We start from the raw sequence: 25144 nt of genomic DNA on the forward strand, positions 1-25144 counted from the left end.
ATGGCAAATCTTATGTCTGCATTTGCAAGAATTTTGCAACAACGCAATCATTTTGGACGCTTGCTTCTGTCGATACTTTGTGTTTTTTCTTTGCTATTTTCTTGCGGATGCGGAACTAAAGATTCTAGAACTCAAATTAGTGTTTGGTCTTGGGAACCAAGCATGAAACGACTTGCTGAAGAATTTGAACTACATAATCCAGATGTTCATGTAACTGTAAAAGATACTAGCGGATATAGCAATCTTAATAGCGCTATTCAAGATGGCTATGGTATGCCAGATATTGTTCAATTAGAATATTTTGCTCTTCCGCAATATGCTGTAAGTGGACAGCTTTTAGATATTACTGATCGTGTGAAAAATACTCGCACATTCTATACTCCTGGAACATGGTCTTCTGTGCAACTTGGTGGACGTGTTTACGGTTTGCCGATGGATTCTGGCCCAATGGCTTGGTTTTATAATGATGACGTGTTTAAGCAGGCTGGTGTAGATGCCACAAAAATACACACTTGGGAAGATTACCGTCACGCTGCTCGTAAGCTTAAAGATATCGGTGTGTATATTGCAGCAGACTCAGGTGACGCAAGTTTTTATAACGCTATGATTTGGCTTGCAGGTGGACACCCGTTTATGACTTCTCATGATGGGAAAACAGTTACTGTTAGATTGAGCAAAGATAAGGGTACTGAAGAGTTTACAAAGTTCTGGCAATCAATGATTGATGAAGGATTGATTGACATTAGAACTACAACTTGGAGTCAACGCTGGAAGAACGGTGTTGGAGCTGGCAAGATTGCTTCTGTTTTCTCAGGAGCCTGGATGCCGTCTTTGCTTCTGGAAAATGTGCCTGGAACTGCAGGATTGTGGAAGGTGACGAATGTGCCAACTATGCACGGAGAAAAGCGTAATGCAGAAATGGGCGGTTCTTCGTTATCTGTGCTTAAATCGAGTCGTAAGCCTGAAGCAGCAATGCGATTTGTGAATTTTGTATGCCATGATATGCATGGAATTCGTACTCGTGTCAATGGTGGAGCGTTTCCTGCAGATGTTGTTACGCTTAGAGATAAGTCATTTTTAGATAGAGCTACTATTCGTGATTCACGAGGCATTGATATACCTTATTTTGGCGGCCAGAAGTTTAATCGTGTATTTGCAGATGCCGCTAATCGCGTGGATACGGGATACAGGTATTTGCCTTTTGAAGTGTATTCGCGAAGTGATTTTAGAGCAACTATGGGTCAAGCATATGACTGGAGTGTTAAATCTTTAGCTAGATTAAACGTGCAAGCCATGATTGATGCTGGTGTTACTCAAGATGATGGAAGTAAATTGTGGCTTCCAGATGATCCTGGTAAACGCATTTCTTTAAAAGATGGTCTTTTATTGTGGGAAAAAGATCTTCAAGAATATGGTTACAATCAAGGATTTGTAGTTAGATAATTTCGTAACGTATTAAAATTAAGTGATTTCGTAAAAGCAGCTTAATTTTGCGTAAAAGTAAGATCATTAGCAAAAGTAGTATAAATACAATAGGATAGTATAAATACACATACAATACGTGCGCGCGTGATTGCAGATTAACTTAATTAATCCGTAAATGTCAATATAGGAAGTAGGCACACATGTTATTAGCAGTAGACATTGGTAATACGAATATTGTGCTGGGTTTTTTGGAAAATAACCAAATTGTTGGCACTTATCGTATGACAACAAAGTCTAATCATACATCAGACGAGTATGGCATTATGATTGCGCAATTTTTGCATTTAAGCGGATTTACAATAAACGATGTTGAAGATGTTATCGTTGCTTCTGTTGTGCCGAAAGTTATGCATTCATTCCGCGCTAGTATTATCAAATTTCTTCATATTGATCCTATGATTGTAGGCCCTGGTGTTAAAACCGGTATGAATATTCGTATTGATGAGCCAAGAACTCTTGGCGCGGATTGTTTAGCTGATTGCGTTGGTGCGTTTAGTGAGTATGGAGGATCTGTATTAGTTATTGATTTTGGTACGGCAACAACTTACAACTATATAGATAAAAGTGGTGCTATTACTTGCGGACTTATTTGCACAGGTATTCGTACTGCAGCTGCGGCACTTTGGGATAACACGGCTCAGCTTCCAGAAGTGGAAATAGCTAGACCGCAGTCTGTTCTTGCAAAATCTACTAAACTCGCAATGCAAGCTGGATTATATTACAGCTTCTTGGGTGGAATTGAGCGTACAATTGCACAATTTAAAACTGAAATAGACGAGCCATTTAAGGTAGTTGCTACTGGTGGCTTGGGTAGGCTTTTTGAAAATGACGTGCAATCGATTGACTATTACGATCCGGATCTTATTTTCAAAGGTATGGCTTCGATTTATCAGCGAAACTTGCGCTAATAGTAAATATCGTTTATTTGTTGTTTTTTGCTCCAAACGTGGGTAATTTTGCTCGTGCTTGGAGGGCTTTGGGTTGTGTTGTGCTCCAAATGTGAGGGAGGTCTGCCTTCGTCGATAAATATGAAGGCAGGATAGTTTTCGTTCTGTGTCAATGTTCAGAATAAAAAACCTCCGCAAATATTGCTACTTGCGAAGGTTTGTATGTAACTTATTTAAGATTTACGCTTTAACTGGCGCTTTACTTACGTTTTTATTTGCAAATTCGATTACAAATCCAGGAAAAGCTGATGGATTCGCATATCGTCGTCAAGCTCCGGGTGGAAGGATGTGCCGATTTGCTTTCCTTGGCACGCGGCGACAACATGACCATCTACAGTTGCAAGAGCTTTGGCATTAGAGCCTACTTCTGCAATGTAAGGCGCGCGAATAAACGTCATCGGCACATTGCCTAGCTCACCAAATTCAGCCTCGCAATGGAAGCTTCCGAGCTGGCGTCCGTAAGCATTGCGTTTAACTGTTACGTCTAAAGTGCCAAAACCGTTTACTTCGTCACCTTCCACGTTTTTCGCAAGCAAAATCAAACCTGCGCAAGTGCCAAGAACAGGCATCCCTCCTGCAATGCGCTCGCGCAAAGGTTCGAGCATATTTTGCTCACGAAGAAGCTTAGCTTGCACAGTGCTTTCGCCGCCCGGAAGTACTAAGCGGTCAAAAGACTGCTCCAAGTCGCGCGCTTGACGAAGTTCAATAACGTGCGCGCCTAATTTTTCAAGCATTAAGCGATGTTCAAGAAAAGCACCTTGAACAGCTAAAACTGCTACAGTATGAGCGGAGTTATCAGTATTGGTAGGTGAGTTTGACAAAATCACTCGCCTCGCTCAGCCATTAAAAGCTTGATTTCCTGCTCGTTAATGCCAACCATAGCTTCGCCCAAGTTTTCGGAAAGTTGAGCAATCATCTTGGCATCCTTGTAATTAGTTACAGCCTTAACGATTGCGGCAGCGCGCTTTGCTGGGTCTCCAGACTTAAAGATGCCGGAGCCAACGAATACGCCTTCGGCACCAAGCTGCATCATTAAAGCAGCGTCGGCTGGGGTAGCAACGCCGCCGGCTGCGAAGTTAACAACAGGAAGCTTGCCGTTTTGTGCAACGTATTTTACGAGTTCGAAAGGCACGCGCAAATTTTTGGCTTCTTCAAAAAGCTCATCCTCGCGCATGCTTGTAAGCTTACGAATTGCGGAATTCATCATGCGCATGTGACGCACAGCCTGAATCACGTCTCCAGTTCCAGGCTCGCCCTTAGTGCGAATCATGGAAGCACCTTCGTTAATTCGGCGCAAAGCTTCGCCCAAATCCTTAGCGCCGCAAACGAAAGGCACAGCAAAATCGCGCTTATTGATGTGATACACGTCGTCGGCTGGAGAAAGCACTTCGCTTTCGTCGATGTAGTCGATCTCGATAGCTTCAAGCACTTGTGCTTCAACAAAGTGACCGATGCGGCATTTTGCCATAACAGGAATAGACACAGTCTCTTGAATGCCGTGAATCATTGCTGGGTCGCTCATACGAGAAACGCCGCCGGCTGCGCGAATATCAGCAGGAATACGTTCCAAAGCCATAACTGCGCACGCGCCAGAATCCTCAGCAATTCGCGCCTGCTCTGGGGTGGTGACATCCATAATCACGCCGCCTTTAAGCATTTGTGCCAGTTGACGGTTCAATGCTGTACGGTCTTCGCCGCTTTTGTTTTGCGGATCCGAGGATTCGTTCACAGTTACCGTAGTATTCAAGTTCTCAGCCATCATTCCTCGCTTTAGCTTTAACATATGAGCTTTAACATATGAGATACGTGTATGCATCTTAATATTTCGTGAATTTGCGCGCTTCTACGCTTTAATCTTATGTCGATTATTGCGTACGTTTGCAAGTTTACGTTCTGTTGGAATTTAACCACATTCGTAGGATATATCTCATATGTATTGGTATAAAAATATTACAAAAATATACAAAATATGATTTGATTTTTTGGACGCGCCATAGGTGAGACTGGCTTGTCAATCGACTACGATTAGTAATGCAGTCGACTTGTATTTGGGTTTATGTGGTATGCAAATAGTTATGTTTGCAAATGTGCATTTCCAATAAAGCGGCGAGCTATAAGACAAAAATAAATAAAGAATAAATAAAAAAATAAATAATAATAAATAAATAATGTTTATATGCCATTAAGAAAGGTTTATGGTATGGCTAACAGCAAACCTGAGGAAAGCGTGCACGAAGAAAACGGCGCGACTGAAAAATTCTCCGGTAAAACTAACAATGAGACTAATAAAAGCACTTCTTTCGTTGCGAGCACTGACTCTTCGCTGAATGAAGCTGAAAAATATGCTTATTCAGGCTCGAAACGCAAAATGGGCAAGATCTGGCTATTTAGCTTAGCTATTGTTTTGGTAGTAGTGTTTAGTGCAATTTTTGCAACTCTTACTACATCTAATAAACCAAATAAATCAAATTCAGTATCGGAAATTTCGAACAAAACTATATCTATAGGTCTAAAGTTAGCTCCTACGAATCTTGATATCCGTAATCAATCAGGTTCCTCACTCGACCAGTTGCTTATTGGTAACGTGTATGAAGGCTTAGTTGCTCGCAATGCTACTAATCAGGTAGTTCCTTCGTTAGCTCAAAGCTGGGAAGTAAGTAAAGATGGTTTGCGTTACACATTCCACATGCGTAAGGGTGCTGTATTTTCTAACGGCAATAAGCTTACTGCGCATGATGCAGAATGGTCGTTTAGCGAGCTTATTGCTAAAAAATATCGCGGCTCTAACATGGTTGGAAAAGTTGAGTCTGCTAAAGCAAAAGATGATTACACGTTTGAAATCACTCTTAAAGAGCCAAATGCTAAGCTTTTGTGGGCACTTTGCAGTCGTTCAGGTTTAGTTTTTGATAAAAGCGCAAAGTATGATGCAAAAACTCAAGCAGTCGGTTCTGGACCGTATCTAATTGACAAATTTGTGCCAAATGATCGTGTTGTTTTAAAAGCAAATCCGCGTTATAAAGGTATTCATCGTGCGCAAACTAATAGGATAGTAGTTCGCTATTTTGTTGACGATAACGCAGCGGTTGACGCACTTTCTTCCGGTTCTGTGCAAGCATTAGCTCCTATTTCTGGTCAACTTGCTAAGCCTTTTAAAGATGATTCCAAGCGTTACGATGTCAGTGCAGGTAATGGCACAGATAAATTTGTTCTAGCTATGAATATGAAAGGCGAACGTACTAAGGATAAGCGCGTGCGCAAAGCTATTCGTTACGCGATTGATCACAAGCAAATTATTGCATCTCGTGGCGGCACGGATTTAGCTCTTGGTGGTCCAATTCCTTCTCTTGACCCTGGTTATGAGGATTTAACTAAGCTGTATCCTCATGATTTGCAGCGCGCTAAGGAGTTAATGAAGGAAGTCGGATTTGACGAATCTCATCCTATGGATTTGACGCTTACTTATCCAAATATTTACGGCACGCAAATTGGCGATCAGCTGCGCTCGCAATTGAAGCCTATTGGAATCAATTTGAAAGTTAATATTGTTGAGTTTACTACTTGGCTTCAAGATGTTTATAAGAATAAGCAGTATGATTTGTCGATGGTTGATCACAATGAGAGTCACGATTTTGGGCAGTGGGCGGATCCTACGTATTACTACGGTTACGACAATAAGCAAGTCCAGGATTTGTATGCTAAAGCTATGCTTTGTGCGGATCCTAAAGAGTCAAATAAATTGCTTGCTAAAGCTGCGCGAATTATTAGCGAGGATGCTCCTGCTGATTGGCTGTTTAACTATCGCGTTGTAACTGCGAAAATGAAGAATCTTGAAGGAATGCCTTTTGACATGAATCAAGAGATTTTGCCGCTATACAACCTGCGGCTTAACTGATTTTGTGTTAGCTGTGCGCGACGACCTGCCTTCGCGCACAGAGCGTAGCGCGCGAAGGCAACTCGGAGCGCCGAGCTTGCTCAAGTTGAAAGCACAGTGTGCTTTCAACGCAAGCGAGGTCTGCCTTCGTCTCGATTGACGAAGGCAGGGAAGACTCACATGTGGGCACATTGGGAATTTGGTTGTGGTTTGTGTGCGCTGACGACCTGCCTTCGCGCATAGAGCGTAGTGCGCGAGCGTAATCTGCGCGAGTGTCCCAAAACATGCAAAATGAGACACTCGCGCAGCGCGCAAACTGCACTAGTGCCCGAATTTGTGTATTTGTGGTGCGTTTCGACTAGAAGAACATAGAAAGGAGGCATTTTATGTTTCGCATGATTTGCTACAGAGTATTGCTGTTTACTCTTGCTTTACTTGGTATTTCTGTAGTTATTTTCATATCGTTACGTGTACTTCCGGGCGATGTTGCGCAAGTTATGGCCGGCTTAAACGCTCCTAGCGGAAAAGCAGAGGAGCTTAGAGCAGAACTTGGTATTAATAAACCACTTTTTACGCAGTATGTTGACTGGATTTGTGGTGTTTTCCGCGGTGACTTTGGCGTGTCCATGTTAACTGGTCGTTCCGTAAGTTCAACTATTGCGATGCGTGCTTCTATTACTTTTCCACTGATTCTTTTGGGTCTGTTTATTGCTTTAGTAGTTGGTATTTCACTTGGATGTTTGCAAATTACTCATGAAGGCAAATTTTCACAGGCAATTATGCGCTTTTTGGCTATTACAGCAGGCTCTGTTCCAGCATTATGGGGTTGCATGCTACTTATTTTGCTATTAGGGCGCGGTATTGGTGTGTTCAGTTTGTTGCCAACTCAAGGTTTCCCTACAGATGGCTGGAGCGAATTTCCTGAAGCTTTTGCGTCTCTTCTTATTCCGGCTCTTACAGTAGGACTTATTGTTGGATCTAGTTTTATGCGTTACACTGCTGCAACTGTTGAAAATATTGTTAAAAGTGAAGTAGCTTCTCAAGCTATGGCTTGCGGAATGACTCGCAAACAAGTTGTGTGGCGTGTTGGTTTGCGACTTGCTCTTCCTCAACTTGTATCTGTTATTGGTTTAACTTTCGCTCATATGGTTATGGGCGTGATGGTTATTGAAAACCTGTTTTCCTTACCTGGTATTGGTACGGGAATGGTTCGAGATGTTGGTTTGCGCGATCTAATTGCAGTGCAAGGTGAGCTTTTTATGCTTGCTGCGCTGTTCTTACTAATCGGCTTTGTAGTTGACATTACCCATCGACTACTTGACCCTAGGTTATCTAAAGATAGTTTGAATTAATTTCCTATTGTTGAATCTAACATGCGAATAAGGTGAGTTTTTATGTGCAATATGTCTAAAAAAAGTATCAAAGTAAAATCTACTTTGTTTAAGCGCATATGGAATGCTACTTTCGGTAAATTTGTGTGTTTAACGTTTGCAATATGGTTTTTTGTTGCTTTGCTTTCGCTTTTATGGACTCCGTACTCACTTTTAGAAACTAATGGTTTTAAAGTATGGCAGAAGCCGTCTTTTTCGCATTGGCTTGGCACGGACGGCACTGGTTCAGATATGCTTAGTTGGCTTATGGCAGGTTCAAGAATTGAGCTGATTCTCGTTTTTTCTACTGTTCTAGTTGCTACTTGTATTGGGTTTATTGTTTTGAGCTTTATGATTTCTAGTTCACAAATTGTTCGCACAATAAGCATTATGTCTGTTGACGCATTGATTTCTATTCCAACTGTTTTAATTGCGCTTATACTTGCAGTTCCGTTTGGAGCTAGTGTTGTTGTGATTGTTATTGCTTGTGGAACTGGCTATGGCTTGAATTTAGCACGTATTGTACGACCTAGTGCGCAGCTTGCGTTGCAATCTGATTATGTGACTTCAGCTGTTTTGCAAGGTTCCTCGCGTAAATATGTTCTTATTCATCATGTTTTACCAAATATTATTCCTGTTGCTTTTGTTGAGCTTTCTCTTTCTGCAGGAACTGTTATTTTGGCTGAAAGTGGCTTAACATACTTGGGTATTGGTGTTCCTTCTGGAGTTCCTAGCTGGGGGCGCGTGTTGGCTACTTCTGTTTCGTTAATTCACGTAAATCCTTTATCGGTTGTCTGGCCGGGTTTGATTGTGACTGTGGTTGTTGTTGCTCTTAATCTTTTTGGTGACGTATTGCGCAAAGTTTTAGATCCTTCATCAAAAAGTACGAATAAAGTAGGGGAAAAATGAGCTTAAATATTCAAAATCTCACGCTAAAACTTGGCGGAAAACTAATTCTTGACAACGTATCAATTGAGATTTCTGACGGTGAGCGTGTTGGCTTAGTTGGTTCCTCTGGCTCTGGCAAATCTATGCTAATTCGAGCTATAACTGGATTATTGCCGTCAAATGCTGAAATTTCAGGCTCTTGTATGCTTGGCAATTTTCAAACAGTGAAAGCAAAAGATGAAAATTTAGCTTCTATTCGCGGAAAATACGTTGGTGTAGTATTTCAGCAGGCTAATAGAGCGCTTAATCCAATGTTAAGCGTTGAAAAACAAATTTCTTTGCCTTTGCGAATACATTACAATCTAGATGATGACGATATTCACAATCGAGTATGCATGATGCTTGAAAAAGTAGGGTTGTCGAAAAATCTCGCATCTAAACGCACGTTTGAGCTTTCTGGAGGTCAACAGCAGCGAGTTGGTATTGCTACAGCTTTGATTACTTCTCCGCGTTTGATTTTGGCTGATGAGCCTACTACCGCGCTTGACTCGGTTACACAAAGTGAAGTTGTGCGAATGCTTGCTTCACTTGTAGATGATATGGGCGCTTCAATGCTTTTTGTAACGCACGATTTTTCTGTGCTTTCGCATGCTGCTAATCGTTGCTATGTGCTTGATTCTGGGCGTGTGGTCGATAGTGAAAATATTAAGAATTTGCTTGATAATCCGCGTATTTCTTCTACTAAACAATTAGTGAGTGCTGCTAAAAAGTTGACTTTTAGAGCGCAAAATTTAGGTTCTAAAAATTTAGATTCTGTAAAAGTGGGTTCTGCAAATGTTGATTTTGCAAATACTGGTTCTGCAAACGTTGATTCTAAGAAATTTAATTCCCGTATTGGCAATAGTGAAGAAAATTCGCTTATAAATGCAAAAAATATTCACGTTATTTTAGGTCGCGCAAAAACTCGTGCTGAAGTGTTAAGAGGCGTAGATTTAAATCTTAATATCGGCGAATCTTTGGCGATTATTGGCGGATCTGGTTCCGGCAAAACAACTCTTATACGCGCTATGTTGGGGCTTGAAACTCTTTCTGAAGGAAACGTTACTTATTGCGGTGAAATTGTAAATAATGCCAATTTATTAGAAGTAAATAAAAATGCTTGTACGCTTATGAGACGCGAATCGTCGCTTGTATTTCAGCATCCGTTTGCCGCATTGGATCCACGCTGGACAGTTCAAAAAAGTGTTGCTGAGCCTCTTAGAATATGGCAAAAATCGCTTAAATTAGACGATGCAACTATTGAGCAGCGTGTTTGTGAAATGCTGAAATTAGTAGGCTTAAAACCTGAAGATTTTTTGGAACGTCATCCTCACGAGCTTTCTGGCGGTCAAGCGCAATGTGTTTGTATTGCTCGCGCATTAATCAATAATCCTCGAGTTTTGCTTGCTGACGAGCCTATGAGTGCAATTGATGTTGCGGAAAGAACTCGCATTTTAGACGCTTTTGCATCCATTCGCTCCGAGCGTAAAAGCATGTCATGCATATTTGTAAGTCATGATTTGGGTATGATCCGGCATTTAGCAACGCGAGTTATTGTTCTTAATGAAGGAAAAGTTGTGGAATGTGGCAGTGTAAATGATGTGCTCAATAATCCACAAAATGACTACACTCGTGCTCTTGTAAACGCAGCAATCATGTAAATAAATCTTTCTACTAATAAATCTTTCAACTAATTAGGCAACTACCGTCTACTATAGAAGTACTCACTACGTTAAAGAGTACGTTGTTTATTGTGTAGTTAAGTGAAGGGAATACTTATGAATAAGCAGGATGCGTCTAGACCTAGACCAGAAAGTTTTGAACTAGATCATACTAAAGTAAAAGCACCTTATGTGCGCTATATCAATACGCAAAAAGGTCCTAATGGGGATGTTATTTCCAACTATGATATTCGTTTAACGCAGCCTAATGAGGAAGCGATTCCTACTGCAGCTTTGCACACAATTGAGCATATGATTGCAGTGTTACTTCGTGAGCGTATTGATGGCTATATTGATTGCTCGCCTTTTGGCTGCAGAACTGGTTTTCATCTGCTAACTTGGGGCGAACACAGCACAGAAGATGTGGCGCGCGCTTTAAAGGAATCTCTTGAGTTTATTGCGTTTAATGCCACCTGGGATGATGTTCCTGCAACAACTATTGAATCTTGCGGCAACTATAGAGACCACAGTTTATTTGGTGCTAGTCAATGGTGTAAAGATATTCTAGCGAAGGGAATTAGTTCGGATCCTTTTGAGCGCAAACTTGTGTAAGTAATAATTAGCTAATTTTGCGTGATTTTATTTGGTTTCTTTTAGAGGTTGGCATGGAAGATATAACATTGAGAAAAGCAACTCTTGGTGACTTGCGAAATATTGAGCATATTTATGAAAATGCTCGCAAATTTATGCGTGTTACAGGCAATCCTCATCAGTGGGGGAATAGTTTTCCACTTGTTTCAAGTGTTATTGAGGATATTCGTTTAAAACGTTTCTATTTGATTGTTGACGAGGATCCAGAATTGCATAACGAGCGTATTTTAGCGCAATTCGCATTATGCGAAGGTGTTGATGAAGTGTATGCCAGTATTGACGGTGCATGGCTTGATGATATTTCCCCTTATGTAACAATTCACCGCTTAGCATCTTCGGGAATAAAACCAAAAATGGCAACAGCGTGCTTGCATTGGGTGCAGCAAAACTATAATAATGTACGCATTGATACGCATCCAGATAACGTGATTATGCAAAAAGTAATTACGCGTGCAGGGTTTAGTCGTTGTGGATTGGTCGTTATTCCAGATCGTGCGCACAGTGCAGTACGTATTGCATACCAATGGGTGCAAACACTTAATCATGTCATATGAAATGCGCATGTGTTCTTAAAAAGCTTATGGAGAGTATGCAAAAGAGCATGTAGCATTAAAAGCATACTAAATCAGTTAGGTGAGTTATGAGTACAGATTTAAGTAATGCGGCAAGTAATAGTGCACGTAATGCGGCAATGTTAGAAGCAAACTATGCTCGCACGTTAAGCGTATACCCTGGGCAAGTAATTGTCGATTTGAAGGCGCTTCGAGACAATATGCGTACTTTGGTTGAGCGCGTTTCGCAAGATTTGCAGCCTAGTCAGAATGCGCCGGAAGTTATGGGAGTCGTAAAAGCAGACGGATACGGTCACGGGCTTGTTCCTAGTGCGCTCGCGGCTTTGGCTGGAGGTGCTACTTGGCTTGGCACAGCTCAACCGTACGAAGCGTTGCGTTTGCGTGCAGCTGGTATTGATTCTAGCCGTTGCCATATTCTCACTTGGCTTACTAGCGCTCCAACTACGAGATTTGCAGATCTGATTACAGCAGATATCGATATTTCAGTAGGCTCTGTTGACTCTCTTGATACTGTAGCTTTTGCTGCACGAAAGTTAGGTAAACCTGCTCGCGTGCACGTAAAAGTCGATACTGGTTTTGGACGAAACGGTTTTACGCCAGAAGGTTTTAGTGCCGCTCTAGAAAAATTGCAACAATACTCTAGTGAAGGCGTAATTGAGGTTATTGGCCAATGGAGTCACTTAGCTGTGGCAGATTCTCCTGATGTTCCAGAATTTGTAGATGCAACCGACCGGCAAATCCAACAATTCCACGAGTTTACAAATCGCATGAAAGAAGCATCTGTGGCACCTAAAATCCGCCATTTAGCGAATACTGCTGCAACGCTTAATCGTCCTGAAATACGTTTTGAACTTGTTCGACCAGGAATTGGTTTGTATGGATACGAGCCGGATCCTGCAATGGGGGATTCTCAAACTTATGGATTGCAACCAGCTATGACGCTTCAAGCGCAACTTGGCACTGTAAAAGCTGTAGAAGAAGGGCATGGAATTTCCTACGGGCGCACGTATTTAACTCCAAATAATACGAGTACTGCTATTGTGCCGCTTGGGTATGCTGACGGAATTTTGCGTTCTGCTTCCGGATTTGATATGCAAGGTGCGCGTCATGTTGATAAGCAGGGCGGACCGGTTAGAGTAGAAACCAATAAAGGTGCGCGAATTTTGAATGTTTCAGGGCGAGTTTGCATGGATCAGTTCATAGTTGATTTAAAAGGCGATGCTGCAGAGTTAGGCGTCCGAGAAGGCGATACTGTAACGCTTTTTGGTCCTGGAAGAGGTGTGGAATTTGCTGAGCCTACTGCCGACGATTGGGCAGAAGCTGCAGGAACAATCAGCTACGAAATCATGACTGGAATCGGACCTCGCGTGCCGCGGCTTTACCGCAATGCTTACGAAGTGCTATCTTCTAGCGATATTGCAAAATTGGACGCAAAAAGTCTTATATAGCTTGTTGCTGCTTGGTTTTTTTTTAGAAGGTTAAAATAGCCTTAATTGCAAATAAAAGAGGTGCTGTATGTGCAACGAAGTAATTGCATCGGATAATGAGATCGTTGGCGAATACGATTTGCATGATACTGAGCGCTGGGCGAGTGAGCCTCATCACACTCGTGTGAGAACGCCTTTTGAACGAGATCGTGCGCGAATTATACACTCGTCTGCGCTTCGTCGATTGGGTGCAAAAAGCCAGGTTTTAGTTGCAGGTTCGGATGATTTTGCTCGCACTCGATTGACGCATACTTTGGAAGTTGCGCAAATTGGTAGGCAAATTGCAGCAATGCTTGGATGCGATCCGGATGTTGTTGATTGCGCTTGCTTATCGCACGACTTAGGGCACCCACCATTTGGCCATAACGGGGAACGCGCGCTCGCAGAATTAGCGAAAAATATTGGTGGATTTGAAGGAAACGCACAAACTCTTCGCTTACTTACGCGCTTGGAACCGAAAGTTTTTCGCGAAAACGGTAGAAGTGCAGGAGTAAATCTTACGCGCGCAGCATTAGATGCTGCAGTGAAGTATCCGTGGGGATTAGAAGAAGCAAAAGCGCACGATAAAGGCGAGCGTGATTTGAAATTCTGCGTGTATCCGGATGATCGAGATGTGTTTGAATGGCTGAAAATTGGTGCTCCACGCGAAGCAAAACCAATGGAATGTCAAATAATGGATCTTTCAGACGACATTGCTTACAGTGTGCACGATATTGAGGATGCGATTGTAACTGGCGCTTTTAACCCTGCTTTAGTTGCGGATTCAAAAGTTGTAGATGAAGTTATTGAAGAAACCCATGCATGGTATGGTGAACGTTGGGATGTAGATAAACTTTTGGATGCTTTGAAACGTTTGCGCTCGCTTCACATGTTTCCTAATTCTTTCGACGGTTCTCGTCGAGCGCTAGCGCAGTTGAAAAATATTACTAGTGCTCTTATTGGTCGTTTTGCAAGCTCTGTTGAGCACGCTACGCGTGAGCGTTATGGCAACGGTCCACTTGTTCGCTACCGCGCAAACCTTGTGATTCCGGAAGAAACTTCCTACGAAATTGTGATGCTGAAAAGCCTAGCTGTGCACTTTATAATCGCTCCTCGCGAGCGTGAAGTTTATAAGCGCGAACAGAAAATTTTGACAGATTTAGTAGAAGTATTTATGAGCAAGTCGCCGCGATCGCACGATGCAATGGAGGAAGTATTCGTGGGAGATTGGAACGAGTGCACTAACGATGATGAGCGTCTTCGTGTTGCAATCGACCAGGTGGCAAGTCTTACAGACGGTTCTGCTACAACTCTTCACGCGGCTTTGTGTTAGGTGCTTTTGCTAAGTGCTTTGTTCTGGGTGAGCTGTGAGTGTAGATTTGTTGTAAAGACTAAAGTGTGCGAAGAAGGTTGAGAATGTTTTGTGCAAATTGCGGGAATAATATTATTCCTGGAGAAAAATTCTGTGGTAACTGTGGTGCTTCTGTTTCATACGGGAATAACGTTGAACAATCTCAGCCTACGGAAGTGATGCAGCCTACTGGAGTAGAGCAGCCTACGGAAGTGATGCAGCCTGGAATTCAAATAGCTCAGCCTGAATATGCAACTCCGCTTATAAAAAATCGCAAACTAATTATTATAAGCGCATGCGTTATAGCAGCGGTTGCAATTATTGCGGCGGCAGTCTTCTTCTTTACTTTTCCGCATTTTCGTAAAGCAGCGCCATCTGAACGCATAGTCGTACCTAAAGCAAAAACTTCACAATCTGCGCAAGATGTTGTACGTGAACTGCAAGAAAAAGGTGTTGAAACTCGCTTAGTAAAAGATTTCGGAGGAAGTAAACCAGGTAATTTTGCGCGATATCAAAACGTAAAACCTGGGCAAGTTATTCGCGGGAATCACGTTGTAACGGTCGTTGAATCCAAAGGTCCTGGAATGCCGGAAAAGGGAGTGATTGGAAAAACTGTTGAAGAAGCAGCGCCTCTATTAAAATCAATGGGAGTTCCAGTAAAAGTTTACAAAGTAGCCTCACTTCATCCTGGAAAAATCGCCGCAACTAACCCAATGCCAGGAGAGCCTTTAGATGGAAATAAAGGAATCTTCATAGGCATTGGAGAAGAAGATAAATATCCTGATAGTGGCAGGTCTGTTCCTGTTGAATTATTCGATAAAGATAAAGACGAAGCGTACAAAATGATGTCTGATGAAGGATTCAAAGTTAGACTCGTACCAAGGTACTCATCCCGAAAACACTTAGGCAAAATTGTTGGGTCTAATCCTGGATTAGGGCAATCACATAGGGGAGATTCCGACATAACGCTTTATTATGGCGCTGATGCTTCTGAAACTAAAAAAATGTTTACTTCAAAAAAGTACTATAGCGAAAATCTCACTACAGTTGAAGTATCAACACTTACACCGTTTGTTGGAAAATGGTGCACTAAATCGGGAGATTGCTTAGAGTTTGAACCTGGAAGTAGCATGGACAAGGATTCAGAACAAAACAGTTCACTACGTCTTCACGGACCTCATGCTATGGATGATTTAGTTAACGACGATAAGACACAGTATTATCACAGTTTTGGAATGTGGCAGTTTACTCAAAACCTCGTAGGAAGCGCAATCAAAGTTTACGACGGTGAAAAACATAATTCACTTCCTATGCAAAATACGTTGCTATTTGGCGACACGGGAATGGTTGATATATTCCGCGATGGAGGTGATCCTTATTGCGGCAATGAAATATACGATGTGCATTCAGGGTTATGTGTAAACGGAAAATTCCAAGATTACCAAGATTTAGATCGTAATTATCCAGATTATTCTCATAATAATTTTATTGATGTACCGGGAGCAAATAAGGGAATACTGTATAAGATGCGCGCGTATTTTGTACTTGTTCCTGTTAACGCAAAGCTCGACGAACTAGAAGCAAGCGGATTCTTTAAAGGCAAAGGCAAGACTAAACCGGATATGGATCGTCCGTTTATTTTGCGCAGAGATCCTAAATATTACAGTAAATCAGAGCTAACAGTTGAGGCAAAAGATGGAGATGTGAGGCATAATCCATTTGTTCCAACTGAATTTAATAAGCCTGTACCTTTTGCTCCAGCTCCAGATGATTCAAACGTCTACTACCTAGTTGAGAAGCCGTTTGATTTTACTGGTTTCATTAAAGATCGGGAATTGTAAAGTAGCAAAAGATTGCAAAATATTGCAAAAGATGCGGCTTGTGCAACTATTTGCGATTTGTGCGTCTTCCGCTGATTTCGTAGCGTATTTTGTCGATATTATCGTTGATTTGGTGTTTTCGACAGTTTCGTCTCGTTTTGTTTATTTCACCAAGTGATTATGTGTTTTCGACGGTTTTGCATCAGTTATATGGTGAATTCTCGCAAATTTGCTGTCATTAATTTAGCCTGAAAATTATATAGCTTTGTTCTATTTTTTCTTCTGCTTCATTCATTTTCTAGGGGGGGTATTTTGTGATATGGGTCACATGTTTGACCCAAAGTTACACTAACATATTTTAGTGCAAAATTCTTCGCACGCTGTACGTGAGAAGGAAGAAGAAAGGAAAATTATGTTAAACAAGAAAGCTATCGCAGTATTCGCTGCTGCTGCAACTTTGCTATCCGGATTAGCTTTTTCTACTCCAGCGATGGCTGATGATTATTCCAATGATAGTCAAGAAGAAGATGTTGATAATTTGATTTTGGAAGTATTGTCTCGCGCAAATGAAATCGTTTCCGCAGGCGATACGAATGCTAAGGGGTACGCCGAAGCTAAAGCATTGTTGGAAGTAAATCATGAGATTTGCGAAGCTAAGGCTAAGTGGGTTGCAGCTTTAGATGAAGTTGATAACGCTTCTACAGAAGAAGAAAAAGCCGCAGCTCAGAATAAGGCAGATGAAGCTGAATCTTATTATCTTAGTTTGCACCATCCAAAGTTTGATGGCGCGCTCAATAGGTTTGTAGCTGCTATTGATTACTTCGGACATTCTCAAAAAAATTCTGAATCGGCTGACACTCAATCTGTAGATACTTCTATTCCGCATCGTGTCGATAATAGTAAAGCTGATAACAATAAGACTGATAGCGATAAGATTGATAGCAATAAGATTGATAGCAATAAGACTGCTAAACTTCCTAATACTGGTTCTTCTGTAGTTTTGGCTGCTGTCACTGCTTCCATGCTTGCCGGTATTGGTGCTGTTCTTTGCAAGAGTCGTCACTAAATAGTTTATTCGCTAATCTTTTCTCTAGTTATTTTTAGGTATTAATGCTTATAAATTGCATTTATAAATTGCATTTGTATCTGTTGTAATCAAGTAATTGATTTTAAGGCGGTGCGTAACGCAGTATATCCTGTGTTCGCATCGCCTATTTTTGTATTATGCTTTGGAAAAACGGTGAAAAGTGGCTGAAACACTAAAATTATATGCGCAATACCACTCGCCGCAGATTTGCGATAAGCTAGATAGCATGGTTGGAATGATTGTGAAAGAAGACATTGAGCGCGTGCGCGCTGCGGCAGATTTGTATGACATTGTGTCTGCAACAGTGACGCTTAAGCCTTCCGGAACTGGCACTTTTGTAGGTCTTTGCCCATTCCACGATGAAAAAACGCCAAGTTTTAGTGTGCGACCAAGCTTGGGAGTGTGGCATTGTTTTGGTTGCGGCGCTGGCGGCGACGTATTTAAGTACGTTGAGCAAAAAGAGAATATTGATTTTCGTGAAGCGGTCGAGTTTTTAGCAGATCGTTACCACATTGAGATGCATTATAAGCAGGAGCAAAATAGTGATTCTCAATCGCGCGGTTCTAAGCGAGCCAGGCTTTTAGAAGCAAATGAAGAAGCGCAAAAGTTTTTCGTTTCAAATCTCGGCACTCAAGAGGCAGCTCCTGCGCGCGAATTACTTGCAGGGCGAAACTTTACTCCGCAACAAAGTGCGCGTTTTTCTTGCGGTTACGCGCCTAAAGGCTGGGATAATTTAGTTAGATACTTAGCGAATAAAGGTTTTACGCGTCAAGAGCTTCTCGACGCTGGTCTCGCTAGACTCGGTCAGCGCGGAATATATGATTATTTCCGTGGCCGCTTAACTTGGCCTATTCGCGACTCGACTGGTCGAACTCTTGGCTTTGGTGCAAGAAAGCTTTATGATGACGATTCTATTAGCGCGAAATATATTAACACTCCCGATACTGCACTGTATCGAAAAACGCAAGTTCTGTACGGAATTGACTTAGCTAAGGCAAATATTGTAAAAAAGCGTCAAGTTGTAATTGTAGAGGGCTACACAGATGTAATGGCATGTCATTTGGCTGGTATTGATACTGCTGTTGCAACTTGCGGAACTGCGTTTGGCGTTGAGCATGCAAAAATTGTGCGCCGCCTTATTGCAGACGATTCTTTGGGGGCAATTCAGCTTGTTGGCCCACTGAAGGTGGATGGACAGTCTGTAAGTTCGCGCATCGTTTTTACTTTCGACGGTGATGCTGCAGGTCAAAAGGCTGCGCTACACGCTTTTGGTTTGGATTCTGCGTTTTTGACGCAAACTTTTGTTGCTGTAGCAGACAATAATCTCGATCCTTGCGATTTGCGTATTCAGCGCGGTGATGAGGCTGTGCGTTCGCTTGTTGCACATGCAAGTCCGCTATACGATTTCGTTATTGACACAGTAATTAATCGTTTTGAGACTTCGTACACTACTGGTCAAATGGGCGCTATAAAGGCTGTCGCTCCTCTTATTGCGCAAATTCGAGACCGTTCGCTGCTTGACTTGTATATGCGCAAAGCCGTGCGTTCAATTGGCGTTGATTTAGCTGTTATGCGCAATGAAGTTGAGTCTGCACGTAGACGTTTGAAAGTGCGTGACGACGATGCTTATGCGCAAAAGCATAACGTTATTCCAACTTTTGGTCAGCAAATTAATGACGACCGTAATGCAGGTTTTAAAGCTTCGCGCATGGAAATTATTAAAAGTTCTGCTAAAAATCAGCATTATTATCGTGTGGATGATGCTGTATTTATGTGCGAACAACAATTTATGGCGTTACTTTTGCAAGTTCCGCTTGCTTTTGATGAGAAATTGTTTGCGCAATTGACTTTGAATAATTTTATTACACCAGTATTTCGTACGCTGTTTCAAGCATTTGTAGCTGCAGGTGGATTGCCGGTTGGCAATGTTTCGCAAGGATTGTGGCTGCATATGATGACAAAAGCTGCAGGTCCTTTGCTTGAATCCGTTATTACAGAACTTTCTGTAATGCCGTTGCCGCTTCCTTCTCCTGCAGATACATTGGAAGATACCGGCAATCGACAGAATCAGCAAGTTTCAAACGGATCTCCTTCAGATCTTTTGCGGAAAGCTACGAGTGCAGAAAGTAAGTATGCAAACGAGCTGCTTATTCGCCTTCTTGATATTGGCTATATGCGTAGAATCGGTGCTGCTAGAGTGCGTATGGCGAAACTCAAGGATGGTCAGGAAAAGCTTGAGCTTCTAGGAAAAATTACTTCAATGGAAGCGGCTCGCAAAAACTTACAATCGCAAATCATGTAGCCTTTCATGCAATCTTTTGTACAAAACTGTACTAACAAACAAAAGACCACGTAATCTAGCGTGATTACGTAGCCTTTTGTCTGCAAAAATTTATTGAAACTCAGTTACTAAAGTCAATATCGCCGAGCTTTTCAATAAGCTTCATATTCTCACTGTAGTCAACTGGGCAAGAAATCACGTCGACGCCGCTTTCCTGATCCAGCGCTTCACGAAGCATGTTGTACAAATCCTCCGGCTTTTTAACAGCATGACCGCGCGCGCCAAAGCTTTCAGCCAGTTTTGGCACGTCCGGATTATGGAAATCAACGTACTCGTGCTCGCCTGCATGAAGCTCCATCTTCCACTTGATTAAGCCGTACGCGTTATCTTCCCAAACAAGAACTACCATTCGGCTGCCAACGCGCACTGCAGTTTCAATTTCCTGCACGTTCATCATAAAGCTTCCGTCGCCCATCACAGCCAAAACCGGTTTCGTGTTAATTTTGCCGGAATTATCGCGAATAAACGAAGCTCCAACAGCACCTGGAAGCGTCCAAGCCATAGTTGAAAGACTGTTGTCGATTATGCAAGTATTCGGGTGCATAGTTGGGTACAATCGTGCCATCCACATTTTAAGAGCGCCTGTATCTACAAGAACCTTCGTGCCTTCAGGAACAGCGCGGCGAATATCGTAAACTACGCGCTGTGGTTTCATTGGCATGCTTTCGTCGTTTTCGCAAGAATGTAATTCTTCCGTAAGTAGTTGTCGAATACGTGGGTGACTTACGTCAAAAGTAATGTTTCGTGTCTTTAATACTTCTGTAAGAGTTTTAAGCGTTTGGCCAATATTCGCCATAATATTCAGCGCAGTAGGGTAGTGTGCGTCGGTATCTTCCACAAAAGTATTGATGTGAATAATAGTTTTATCAATATTTGGGTTGATTTTCTTCGGGTCGAACTGCTGAATTGAGAAGCCGACAGCAATAATCAAATCAGCAGTGTCAAACGCGAAGTTCTCGTAATCGCGATGCATGAAGCCGACTACGCCAAGTGCATTCGGATGATTATCTGGGAAAACGCCCTTACCTTCGAAAGTAGTTGCAACCGGCACATTAAGCTGCTCAGCAAACGCAAGAAGCTGGTCCTCAGCGTGAGAGCGCGCAACGCCGTTTCCAGCCAAAATAATAGGTTGCTTTGCTTGACTAATAATTTTCGCAGCTTCTTCAATAGTGTCCGGCGCTGGCATAATATGCAGCGGATGCGGAAGTGGAAGAGGCTTTGCGTTGTCAGGTGCTGGCATTTCGCTGATATCTTCCGGAATAACAAGGCACGTGGCTCCCGGACGGTTGCGACCGGCAATTGAGAAAGCTTTTCGAACCATTTCTGGCGCAGATTCTGGAGCAAGCATCATAGAAGACCATTGCGTAATTGGCTGGAAGAGTGCAACCAAATCAATAATTTGGTGAGATTCCTTATAAAGCCTAGAAACGTTACCTTGTGCGCAAATCGCTACAAGCGGTGTGGTGCTTGCGTTTGCTTGAGCTACAGGAAGTGTTAAATTCAATGCGCCAGGACCTAGAGTTGCCAAGCATACGCCTGGTTTTCCAGTAATATGAGCGTATGTCGCTGCCATAAAACCAGCGCCTTGCTCGTGGCGAGTAAGCACAAAACGAATGCGTCCATCGCGTTCAATTGCTTCAAGAAGCGGAATATTTTCCTCACCTGGAATACCGAATACTACTTCAACGCCTTCGTTTACCAAGCATTCAACAACTAAATCTGCAGTATTGCGCTTGTGGTTTTCACGAAGATGCTTTTGACGAGCAAGTTTTTGTTCAAGCTTCTGATCTTCTGTTTTGTTTATTTCTGCCATAATTCGCTTCTTGTGTAGACAACAAATTCTTTGTTTTAATATGATATACGCAATCTTGTCTTTAAACGCAATTTTTTCAATGCGCGTGTCATAAAAAAGGGCGGAATTTTATGTTAGCTACTTTAGGCTAAATCACGCTATTAATAGTTGCTAATTTATTGTTATTGCAACGATTTTGTCGGGAATTTAACCCGATTGTGGGACTGGGTTTCTAGTATAATAGAGTCATTGTGTCTATTGCGTTACGGAGGAATGATGAAGCGCTGGCTGTTGAATGTGGTCAAGTGTGAAACCATTCTTATTGTTGCTGCAATTTTGGCAGTTATTTCCTGTTTTTTGGTACCTCCAGATCCGCAATATTTGAGTTATATTCATCTCAACACTATTTCGCAATTAGTGTGCCTTATGATGGTTGTGTGCGGATTCCAGCGCATTGGTGTGTTTCGATCTATTGGTGCGCGTTTGCTAAGGCATGTGCGCACTGAGCGCGGCTTGGTGCTCGTGCTTATGTCGTTAACATTCTTTTCGGCAATGTGGATTACGAACGACGTTGCTCTCGTAACTTTTGTGCCTTTTGCACTATCTGTGCTCGTAATGGCGAATGCTGAAAAGCAGTCAATTCTTGTAATTACGCTTATGACTATTGGTGCCAATGTTGGAAGTATGCTCACTCCTATTGGCAATGCTCACAATCTGTATTTAAAGGCGTTGACTCATATGTCTACGCAAGATTTTTTGAAGATTATGGCGCCTTATACGATTACAGCAGCACTGTTGATGATCGTATTTGCATTCGTATTCTTTAAGTCGTGCGCAGTTGACCAGTTTGCAGGTTTGCATGGTGACGATATTGAGCAAAGCGTGTTGGCCCCTTCGCATGGTCATCCGCAGCCTGATGAAATTCGTGTTATGGGCTATGGCATGAGTTTTACTCGCTGGCGTGTTACTGTTTATAGTTTGCTGTTTGTTGTTTGCTTGTGTGGTGTTAGTGGATGGATTCCTGACTGGATTATGGTGCTCATTATGGTTGCAGCTTTCCTTGTTTGCGACCGCCACGTATTCCGTGTTTTAGATTGGGCTTTGCCGCTCACGTTTATTATGTTCTTTGTTTTTATTGGCAATATGCGTCGAGTTGCTGGATTTAGCGATCTTGCGCAAATGTGGGTTGGTACGCATCCGATGGAAGTTTCTATTGCTTCAAGCCAATTTATTAGCAACGTGCCGACGACGATTCTGCTTTCTGGATTCTGTGATCAGTGGAAGCTTCTTATTATTGGCACGAATCTTGGTGGAATGGGTACTTTGATTGCTTCTATGGCTTCGCTTATTTCTTATAAGGGAATTACACACCAGTATTCGCATTACCGTGGGCGTTATTTGCTCACGTATACTATTGTCAATGTGTTCTTCCTTGCAGTGTTGATGTCACTTGCGTGGATTATTGAATAACAATTTTTATATAAACGTTTGATATTTATAATTTTATGGCGCGTTGATAGTAGTTTTTTGGTATAATAACCATTTGTTTGCCTCTGTAGCTCAAAGGATAGAGCAACGGCCTTCTAATCCGTTGGTTGCGCGTTCGAGTCGCGTCGGGGGCACTATGAAATCTTGAAATAGCATAGCGCATTTCAAGATTTTTCATGGTGCCGAGCTTGCTCGGGGTGCAAAGCACGGTGTGCTTTGCACGCAAGCGAGGTCTGCACGCGTCAATAAGACGCGCGCAGGTTACTTATCTTCTTCGCGGCAGCTTTCGCATAAGCCGAATACTTCTAGCGTATGATCCACCACAGTATACCCGTGAGATTCAGCTACTTTATGAATCCAGCCTTCGTCGTCAGGCGGCTCAATATCAACAGTTTTTCCGCAACGTTCGCAAACTAAATGATGGTGGTGCGTATTCTCGTCGCAAATGCGGAATAATTGCTGACCGTTAAAACGCACTGTGTCTACTTCGCCGCTTTGAGTAAGCGAATTAAGTTGACGATACACTGTTGCTAAGCCAATAATCTCCCCGTCTTTGGCGAGTATTCTGTGCAAATCTTGTGCAGAAACAAAATTACGAGACTCGCGTAAGTAGGAGAGTACTATTTCTTTTTGTTTTGTATGTCTACGCATAGGCTCACTAGACATTTCGCATCCTTTCGTCGTTTTTAGTCTAGTTCGTCGTCCCAGCAGCCTGTTGCATCTAATGCGGCAGCGGCATCAACAGGATTATCGCATAGCACAGTAATATGACCCATTTTGCGATTCTTACGAACTTCAGCTTTTCCATAATCGTGTATATGCCATTCTGGATGTTCCAAAATCAGCGAACGCGTAGGAGCCACATGTTGTCCAAGAACATTTACCATAACAGCAGGGGAAAGTAGCTTAGGCTTCTTTAAAGGCCAACCAACAATACCGCGAATATGTGCTTCAAATTGATCCATATCGCAAGCTTCAATCGTATAATGCCCGGAATTGTGAGGGCGAGGAGCGAGTTCGTTTACTACTACGCGATTATCTTTAGTGATGAAAAGCTCAATTCCTAATGTTCCTGCTAGTTCGAATCCTTTAGCTAAGCGCAAAGCTAATTCGTGAGCTGTTTTTTCAACTTCAGGATCAACTACTGCAGGAGCTAAAGTCATGTGCAAAATACTATTGTGATGCACGTTTTTTACTAGAGGATAAGTTACGAAATCCTTACCATTTCCAGAAACCAGGATCGATGCTTCAAAAGCAAAATCAACGAAACCCTCGAGAATTGAAGGAGGGAATTTTCCTCCGCGATCCGAGCGATGGTGAATGTTAGCAACGTCTTCTTCTGTACGCAAAACATCTTGGCCATGACCGTCGTAGCCGCCGCGACGAGTTTTAAGAATTGCTGGCAAGCCTATTTCGTCAATAGCAGTATCTAAGTCGTCTAAATTATTTACTTCACGCCACGGAGCTGTTTCGATTTTATGACTATTAATGAACGTTTTTTCACTGACGCGATCTTGAGTTACGCGTAACAGGTCAGTTCCTTGTGGGATTGCGGTTAAATGACGAACTTTATCAAGTGCGTCTGCGTTAACATTTTCAAATTCGTAAGTTAATACATCGCAACGTTCAGCAAGCTCACGCAAGCCTTCAGGATCGTCGTAATTAGCTTCAACCTGCAAATCTGCTACTTGGAACACAGGGCAGTCAAGCGTAGGATCAAGAACACCAATACGAAAACCCATATGGCGAGCTGCAATAGCCATCATGCGCCCTAACTGGCCGCCACCAATAATTCCAATAGTGGATCCTGGCATTAAACGTTCAACAGCGCCATTAGTTACTTCAGATAAGGTTGGCATTTGATTCCTCGACTTTTTCTTTTAGTTCATTGCGATATTCTGCTAGTTCTTTAGCAAGACGATTATCAGTTGTGCTTAGAATGCTCACAGCAAGCAATCCAGCATTTGTTGCTCCAGAGTTTCCAACTGCAGTAGTTGCAACAGGAATACCTCCTGGCATTTGTACTATTGAAAGCAATGAATCCCAGCCTGATAGCGCATGCGAGCGTACTGGCACTCCAATAACAGGAAGCGTGGTTTGTGCCGCAATCATGCCAGGCAAGTGGGCAGCTCCGCCGGCTCCAGCAATAATAATTTTGAAACCGTTTGAGCGAGCATTATGCGCAAAATCTGCCATTAATTCTGGTGTACGATGTGCGGAAATAACTCGTTTCATATACGGAACTTGGAATTTATCTAGAATTTCACAAGCATGACGCATGGTTTCCCAATCACTTGAGGATCCCATTACGACAG

The 25144-nt window shown here is 42.4% G+C and carries 20 protein-coding genes and 1 tRNA gene; 15 read left to right on the top strand and 6 right to left on the bottom strand.

Annotated features, from left to right (window positions below; all coding sequences use genetic code 11):
- Positions 1 to 12: 12 nt before the first annotated feature.
- A complete protein-coding gene (locus HXT43_RS01520; protein WP_064340159.1) occupies positions 13 to 1443 on the top strand; it encodes an ABC transporter substrate-binding protein in 1431 nt (476 codons plus the stop codon).
- 182 nt (positions 1444 to 1625) lie between these two features.
- Complete coding sequence (locus tag HXT43_RS01525) at positions 1626 to 2393, top strand: type III pantothenate kinase (RefSeq protein WP_004107486.1); 768 nt, start codon at positions 1626 to 1628, stop codon at positions 2391 to 2393.
- Positions 2394 to 2659: 266 nt separating this feature from the next.
- Here the strand turns inward: HXT43_RS01525 and pdxT are convergent, their stop codons facing one another.
- Positions 2660 to 3259 (bottom strand): pyridoxal 5'-phosphate synthase glutaminase subunit PdxT, encoded by a 600-nt coding sequence (gene pdxT, locus HXT43_RS01530; protein WP_004118885.1) that lies wholly within the window; start codon positions 3257 to 3259, stop codon positions 2660 to 2662.
- Entirely contained in the window at positions 3256 to 4089 is an 834-nt protein-coding gene (gene pdxS, locus HXT43_RS01535) for a pyridoxal 5'-phosphate synthase lyase subunit PdxS (protein WP_050543384.1), read from the bottom strand. The genes pdxT and pdxS overlap by 4 nt, the downstream gene beginning before the upstream one ends.
- A 543-nt stretch (positions 4090 to 4632) precedes the next feature.
- On the opposite strand from pdxS, the gene HXT43_RS01540 reads away from it, so the two are divergent.
- The 11 genes from HXT43_RS01540 (at position 4633) to dnaG (ending at position 19510) form a co-directional block, all read left to right on the top strand.
- Positions 4633 to 6324 (top strand): ABC transporter substrate-binding protein, encoded by a 1692-nt coding sequence (locus HXT43_RS01540; RefSeq protein ID WP_410294602.1) that lies wholly within the window; start codon positions 4633 to 4635, stop codon positions 6322 to 6324.
- Between the two features lie 365 nt (positions 6325 to 6689).
- Positions 6690 to 7655, top strand: coding sequence for an ABC transporter permease (locus HXT43_RS01545; RefSeq protein ID WP_004106035.1), 966 nt, complete (start codon positions 6690 to 6692; stop codon positions 7653 to 7655).
- Between the two features lie 42 nt (positions 7656 to 7697).
- Complete coding sequence (locus HXT43_RS01550) at positions 7698 to 8582, top strand: ABC transporter permease (protein ID WP_004118899.1); 885 nt, start codon at positions 7698 to 7700, stop codon at positions 8580 to 8582.
- Complete coding sequence (locus tag HXT43_RS01555) at positions 8579 to 10261, top strand: ABC transporter ATP-binding protein (RefSeq protein ID WP_004106033.1); 1683 nt, start codon at positions 8579 to 8581, stop codon at positions 10259 to 10261. Before HXT43_RS01550 ends, HXT43_RS01555 begins: the two co-directional genes overlap by 4 nt.
- Before the next feature lie 117 nt (positions 10262 to 10378).
- A complete protein-coding gene (locus HXT43_RS01560) occupies positions 10379 to 10873 on the top strand; it encodes an S-ribosylhomocysteine lyase (protein WP_004118906.1) in 495 nt (164 codons plus the stop codon).
- 53 nt (positions 10874 to 10926) lie between these two features.
- A complete protein-coding gene (locus tag HXT43_RS01565) occupies positions 10927 to 11466 on the top strand; it encodes an N-acetyltransferase (protein ID WP_415707138.1) in 540 nt (179 codons plus the stop codon).
- An 86-nt stretch (positions 11467 to 11552) separates the two neighbouring features.
- Positions 11553 to 12932, top strand: coding sequence for an alanine racemase (gene alr / locus HXT43_RS01570; RefSeq protein WP_415707140.1), 1380 nt, complete (start codon positions 11553 to 11555; stop codon positions 12930 to 12932).
- Positions 12933 to 12999: 67 nt separating this feature from the next.
- Entirely contained in the window at positions 13000 to 14283 is a 1284-nt protein-coding gene (locus HXT43_RS01575) for a deoxyguanosinetriphosphate triphosphohydrolase (protein WP_415707141.1), read from the top strand.
- Positions 14284 to 14366: 83 nt separating this feature from the next.
- Positions 14367 to 16142 (top strand): zinc-ribbon domain-containing protein, encoded by a 1776-nt coding sequence (locus HXT43_RS01580; RefSeq protein WP_415707143.1) that lies wholly within the window; start codon positions 14367 to 14369, stop codon positions 16140 to 16142.
- A 391-nt stretch (positions 16143 to 16533) separates the two neighbouring features.
- Positions 16534 to 17187 (top strand): hypothetical protein, encoded by a 654-nt coding sequence (locus HXT43_RS01585; RefSeq protein ID WP_032842434.1) that lies wholly within the window; start codon positions 16534 to 16536, stop codon positions 17185 to 17187.
- Positions 17188 to 17368: 181 nt separating this feature from the next.
- On the top strand, positions 17369 to 19510 hold the full coding sequence (dnaG, locus tag HXT43_RS01590) for a DNA primase (protein ID WP_407645738.1): 2142 nt from the start codon (positions 17369 to 17371) through the stop codon (positions 19508 to 19510).
- Positions 19511 to 19610: 100 nt separating this feature from the next.
- Here the strand turns inward: dnaG and HXT43_RS01595 are convergent, their stop codons facing one another.
- Positions 19611 to 21362 (bottom strand): acetolactate synthase large subunit, encoded by a 1752-nt coding sequence (locus HXT43_RS01595; protein WP_082851858.1) that lies wholly within the window; start codon positions 21360 to 21362, stop codon positions 19611 to 19613.
- A 255-nt stretch (positions 21363 to 21617) separates the two neighbouring features.
- Here HXT43_RS01595 and HXT43_RS01600 point away from each other — a divergent pair, with 255 nt between their 5' ends.
- Positions 21618 to 22811: an SLC13 family permease gene (locus HXT43_RS01600; protein WP_421781035.1), complete on the top strand. Its 1194-nt coding sequence runs from the start codon at positions 21618 to 21620 to the stop codon at positions 22809 to 22811.
- Positions 22812 to 22890: 79 nt separating this feature from the next.
- Positions 22891 to 22963 (top strand) — tRNA-Arg (locus HXT43_RS01605).
- A gap of 127 nt (positions 22964 to 23090) precedes the next feature.
- Here the strand turns inward: HXT43_RS01605 and HXT43_RS01610 are convergent.
- Genes HXT43_RS01610 through purE form a run of 3 tightly spaced genes read right to left on the bottom strand, consistent with a single transcriptional unit; the run spans position 23091 to position 25136 of the window.
- Complete coding sequence (locus tag HXT43_RS01610; protein ID WP_004106002.1) at positions 23091 to 23495, bottom strand: Fur family transcriptional regulator; 405 nt, start codon at positions 23493 to 23495, stop codon at positions 23091 to 23093.
- Between the two features lie 20 nt (positions 23496 to 23515).
- Positions 23516 to 24688, bottom strand: a complete 1173-nt coding sequence (gene purK, locus HXT43_RS01615) for a 5-(carboxyamino)imidazole ribonucleotide synthase (protein ID WP_004106000.1) — start codon at positions 24686 to 24688, stop codon at positions 23516 to 23518.
- Complete coding sequence (gene purE / locus HXT43_RS01620) at positions 24672 to 25136, bottom strand: 5-(carboxyamino)imidazole ribonucleotide mutase (protein ID WP_217430206.1); 465 nt, start codon at positions 25134 to 25136, stop codon at positions 24672 to 24674. The genes purK and purE overlap by 17 nt, the downstream gene beginning before the upstream one ends.
- Positions 25137 to 25144: the final 8 nt, after the last annotated feature.

It is taken from the genome of Gardnerella sp. DNF01195 (genome assembly GCF_049244175.1).
GTDB lineage: Bacteria > Actinomycetota > Actinomycetes > Actinomycetales > Bifidobacteriaceae > Bifidobacterium > Bifidobacterium leopoldii.